The organism is Caldivirga sp. UBA161 (assembly GCF_002506515.1).
Lineage (GTDB): Archaea > Thermoproteota > Thermoprotei > Thermoproteales > Thermocladiaceae > Caldivirga.
Window position 1 is genome coordinate 7170 of sequence record NZ_DAXS01000054.1, and the last position, 4479, is coordinate 11648.

Here is a 4479-nt window from a genome sequence, read left to right on the forward strand (position 1 = left end):
GTTACGTTGATTCTAGGTTTAATGAGCTGAAGGGTTACGTTGACTTAAGGTTCAGTGAATCAAGAAGTTACATGGATGTGAGGTTTAAGGATATTGACGCTAGGTTTAATCAGTTGGGTGATAGGGTTGATAGGGTTGCTGAGGCCTTTGGGGATTACCAGGAGTTCTTCGTTGAATTCCTAACTACTGAGGGTGTTATTAAGAGGGATAAGGCTGATATGGTTAGGAATGAGGCCAAGAGGATCATGAGGTTAATTAGGGTTAACCCATTAAGTAAGGAGGAGTATGAGAGGCTTAAGGAGCTCCTTGATAAGGATGATTTAACCTATGATGAGGCTATTGAGTTGAGGGATTTAGCAAGGAAGATTATTAAGGAGTACGGCGAATACCCTGAAGCCTGGAAACTACACATATACGCATCAATAATGGTTGGATTAGCCATGTTGAAGAAGGGTAAAGAGGGGGAGCAGTCATGAGGCTCCTTAACCCTTATGGTGTAGGATGAGGATCCCCCTTTAATAAGGTGCTTCACTTCCATAGGCTCCTGAAGTATGGTTCAATGCACCTCCTGAAGATTAACCAGTAGACGTCGCTATTTGGCTTAAGCCTAGTGTAGCTTAAGGGTGGTTTAAACCAGGGGAACATGCTGATTAATTGATCCAGTGCAAGAGGTTTAATGCACCTCCTCGGTTCCGAAACAATAATCATCATTCCCTCCCTATCCTCATCAACGTAATTCCAATCCCCCTCCCTTAAACCAAGGCCCCCAAGCTCCTTGGCAATCCTCATTAACTCACCCCTCCTACCAATGTAAACCCTCTCAGCCTTAAAGAATCCCTCAATGGCCTTCCTTGGGGATGATAAGTAAAGGACCACAGTATCACCTGGGGTTAATGGGCCATTTACAATTCTCCTTAATTCCGCCTTCTTCCTACCATCCAGTATTGCATCACCGAAGCCTGGCTTAATGGACATTAGGACTAATTCCATTTAAGTGGGTGCACTATAGTAATGCTTAAAACCCTAATGCCTAATTAATGGTAGTTAAGTAATTTAAGCCCAGTGTGGGGCGTGGACTGTGCCCATACTATGCATAGCTGGCTTACCTGGTTCAGGGAAGTCAACAGTGAGTGGCTTATTGGCTGAAATGGGGTTTAGGGTTATTGTAATGGGTGATTACGTTAGGAGGGAGGCTGAGAAAATGGGGATTAATAGTGGTGAAGCTGCAGCTAGGCTCAGGGTAATGTATGGCTCCAGGATTATTGCAAGGCTAGTATTAGAGGATTTACGTAGGCTTAAGGATGGTAGGGTGGCTATTGAGGGCCTTAGGAGTAGGGAGGAGTATGAGGCCTTTAGGGAGGAGTACGGTGAAGTTAAGTTGATATTCACTGTGGCTAGCCTTGGGGTTAGGTTTAGGAGGTTGGCTAATAGGGGTAGGCCTGATGACCCTAAGAGCATAGGGGATTTAATGGCTAGGGATTACAGGGAGCTTGCCTTCGGCCTGGGGGATTTAATTGGCTTGGCTGATTACGTTATAGTTAATGAGGGGTTAAGTATGGAGGATTTGAGGAGTAGGGTTGCTTTAATAGTGAGGGAGGTTTACGGTGAAGCCTAATGATGGGGGAAGTTGAGGTTGAGGTTTACGCTGAGGTTAAGCCCACTGAGAGTGAGGTTAAGGTTAAGAGGGCTGTGTTAAACATTATTGAGCTTGATGAGTTGGAGGTTATTGAGGTTAATGGGGTTAAGTATGTTCACGGTAAGGCTAGGGGGTTGAGTTACCTAAGTAGGCTTAGGGATTTAATAAGGAGGGAGAGGATTAGGGATACTGCAAGGGATTTACTCAACCACAGTGTGGTGGGTGATGAGGTTGTTATTAATGTTAATAAGCAGGCAGCCTACGTGGGGGTGCTTTCCTTCGCCATGGGTGAGGTGGAGAGCCCCCTAGGCCCAATAACAATTAGGGTGAGGTCAAGTAACCCACAGCAATTAATAATGTGGTTAACCTCAGGTTGAGCCTAAGTGCAGTTTAAGGCGTTGATATGAGTAAAACCAACGCCGTAGTATCATTGGCTGTGGCGGGCTTCACCATATCATGGGCATCAATACTAATAATCTGGAGTGGGATGAACCCCATTGCAGTATCCTTCTGGAGGACTGCACTTGCATCATTAGCCTTAACGCCACTCATGATTAAGGACTTGAGGGGGCAAGGCCTAAACATACCCCTGAAGCTTCTTGCATTAGGTGGTTTAGCCTTAGCCATTCACTTCATGACTTGGATAACATCACTATACTACACTACAGTAGCCATGAGCGTCACCATAGTTTCCACGTACTCAGTGTTCACAATACCAATTACATTAGCTATTGGAAGGAGGGTTAGTGGCTTAACAGTGATTGGGGCTTCCCTAGCATTAATAGGTGTGGCGGTAATGATGTACTCATCCTACGGTTTAAATACAGGTAACCTACTGGGCGATGCATTAGCCTTAGCTGGATCAGCCTCAGGAGCATTCTACTTTATTATTGGTGAATTATCTAGAGTTAAGGCACCTACCTCAGTTTACTCAACACTAGTTTACGCATTAGCAGCCTTATTCACGGCACCAGTGGCGTTAATAATGGGGATTAACTTAACCCCACCCAGCGTTAAGTCGCTGGTTATGATTGCCTTAATAGTGGCTGGACCCATGTTAATGGGCCACACACTCCTAAACTACTCCCTAAAGTACCTCCCAGCCACTGTGGTGTCAACAGTAACATTAATTGAACCAGCTGGCTCAACCATACTAGCGTATATGCTTCTCCACCAGCCGGTGAATTTAATTGAAGCCGCATCAATGGTGGTGACTTTAATTGGAGTGTACTTATCAATAAGGGGTGGGTTAATGCCTTAACCCTTACGGTTGAGATTGGCCAACAGGAACCCTGAACTCCTCCCAGCTAACCGGTAAGTCCTCATTGGGCTTCAACTCACCCCTCTCCCTAAGCACCTGCCTGGCCAGTAGCCAGAAGACTAGGGCTAGGCTATTCCTACCCTTATTATTGCAGGGTATCATTAAGTCAATGAAAGTTGGGTCACTATCAGTATCCACTAAAGCTATCACTGGTATTCCAGTTAATGATGCCTCATTAATTGCCTGGAAGTCTGTCTTTGGGTCAGCAACCATGAGTAGGTCAATGTCAATGTGGTGCGCTAAGTAGGGGTTGGTTAATGTACCTGGGATTAACCTACCGGTAACTGGTAGGCAGCCTACGAACTTACAGAACATTTGAATTGGCTTAAAGGCATACGGCTTAATGGAGTGTACCATAACCCTGGATGGCTGATACCTGGTAATCATTCTTGCAGCAATCCTAATCCTCTCATCAATCCTCTTCAAGTTAAATATCCTTAAGCCATCAGGCCTAACGGTGAATATGAAGCCCCTCTCCTGCAGGTAATTATTGGAGACCCTTGCCCCCAACCTAACTGCAGCAGCCATATACCTCTCCACAGGCACTAAATACTCCTCCCCCTGCTCAGGTTGCTTAGTTTCATTACTCATTAAGAACCCAAGTACTGGCTTTATTTAAATTTTAGCATAATGAAGCCATATTAGGATTAATCCCATTAACAGGGTAAGAATTGAAAAATTATGGGGAGGGGAAAAGAAAAAGGATTTTAATAAAAGGATTTGAAACCCATCATTCAATTTAAGTTCCCTCACTTAGCGCCAGGTCCAAATAAGCCGCCTGCCAACCTCCTCCTCCTCCAATTACCGTACTCTATTAGTAGCACTACTATTATTATTATCACTATCAGTATTATGACTGCCACCAGTATTAGCGTACTCAACGGTACGAAGGCACCGAATATTACGTAACCACTTATCGGCACTATAGCCCTAACACTCATCACTGAGCCAACTGTTGGAGTCACTGTGGTTGAGTTGGTTACACCATAGGCGCTAACACTAATGGTGTATGATACACCACCCGGTACAATAACGCTTAGTGAACCAACACCAGCTGCAATCTGCTTACCACTGTATGTTACGGCAATCTGCGCATTACTCAACTGCACACCATTAGCAGTGTAGGCTGCAACACTCAGCTGGCTAACTGGTACACTCACTGATGCCTGTGAACCAGCAGACACGGCAACGGTTATTGGTGATAATGCAACGCCACTCACATTACCGATCAGTGAGTATGTTCCACTCGGCACAACTATACTAACGTCACTGGCTGAGCCACTGGCAATAGTCNNTACCACTGTACTGTAGGGCTAGTGAGTAACTGCTTGGTATTAGGCCACCGGCGAAGCTGACTGCAATCTTACCAACAGGTATTGTGGCTGAGGCTATTTGCCCAGTAGCCACTGATACACTCATTGGTGTTAACGGCACGCCACTCACTACTCCACTTAAACTATAGGTACCGGCTGGAACAACTATGCTCACTGCGCTGGCTGAGCCACTGGCAATAGTCATACCA

At 45.4% G+C, this 4479-nt stretch carries 5 protein-coding genes and 1 pseudogene; 4 read left to right on the forward strand and 2 right to left on the reverse strand.

The features are described from left to right. A pseudogene (locus tag BP896_RS06335) lies at positions 1 to 476 on the forward strand (hypothetical protein); the annotation flags it as partial. 52 nt (positions 477 to 528) lie between these two features. Here BP896_RS06335 and BP896_RS06340 read toward each other — a convergent pair. Then, positions 529 to 990, reverse strand: a complete 462-nt coding sequence (locus BP896_RS06340) for a hypothetical protein (protein ID WP_291766829.1) — start codon at positions 988 to 990, stop codon at positions 529 to 531. 88 nt (positions 991 to 1078) lie between these two features. Between BP896_RS06340 and BP896_RS06345 the strand changes: the two genes are divergently transcribed. Genes BP896_RS06345 through BP896_RS06355 form a run of 3 tightly spaced genes read left to right on the forward strand, consistent with a single transcriptional unit; the run spans position 1079 to position 2897 of the window. Next, positions 1079 to 1615 (forward strand): AAA family ATPase, encoded by a 537-nt coding sequence (locus tag BP896_RS06345; protein WP_291766831.1) that lies wholly within the window; start codon positions 1079 to 1081, stop codon positions 1613 to 1615. Beyond that, positions 1615 to 2013, forward strand: a complete 399-nt coding sequence (locus tag BP896_RS06350; RefSeq protein ID WP_291766833.1) for an RNA-binding domain-containing protein — start codon at positions 1615 to 1617, stop codon at positions 2011 to 2013. Before BP896_RS06345 ends, BP896_RS06350 begins: the two co-directional genes overlap by 1 nt. Positions 2014 to 2039: 26 nt before the next feature. Further along, positions 2040 to 2897, forward strand: a complete 858-nt coding sequence (locus tag BP896_RS06355) for a DMT family transporter (protein ID WP_291766836.1) — start codon at positions 2040 to 2042, stop codon at positions 2895 to 2897. 3 nt (positions 2898 to 2900) lie between these two features. Here the strand turns inward: BP896_RS06355 and rpsB are convergent, their stop codons facing one another. Further along, a complete protein-coding gene (gene rpsB, locus BP896_RS06360) occupies positions 2901 to 3548 on the reverse strand; it encodes a 30S ribosomal protein S2 (RefSeq protein ID WP_291766837.1) in 648 nt (215 codons plus the stop codon). Between the last annotated feature and the right edge of the window lie 931 nt (positions 3549 to 4479).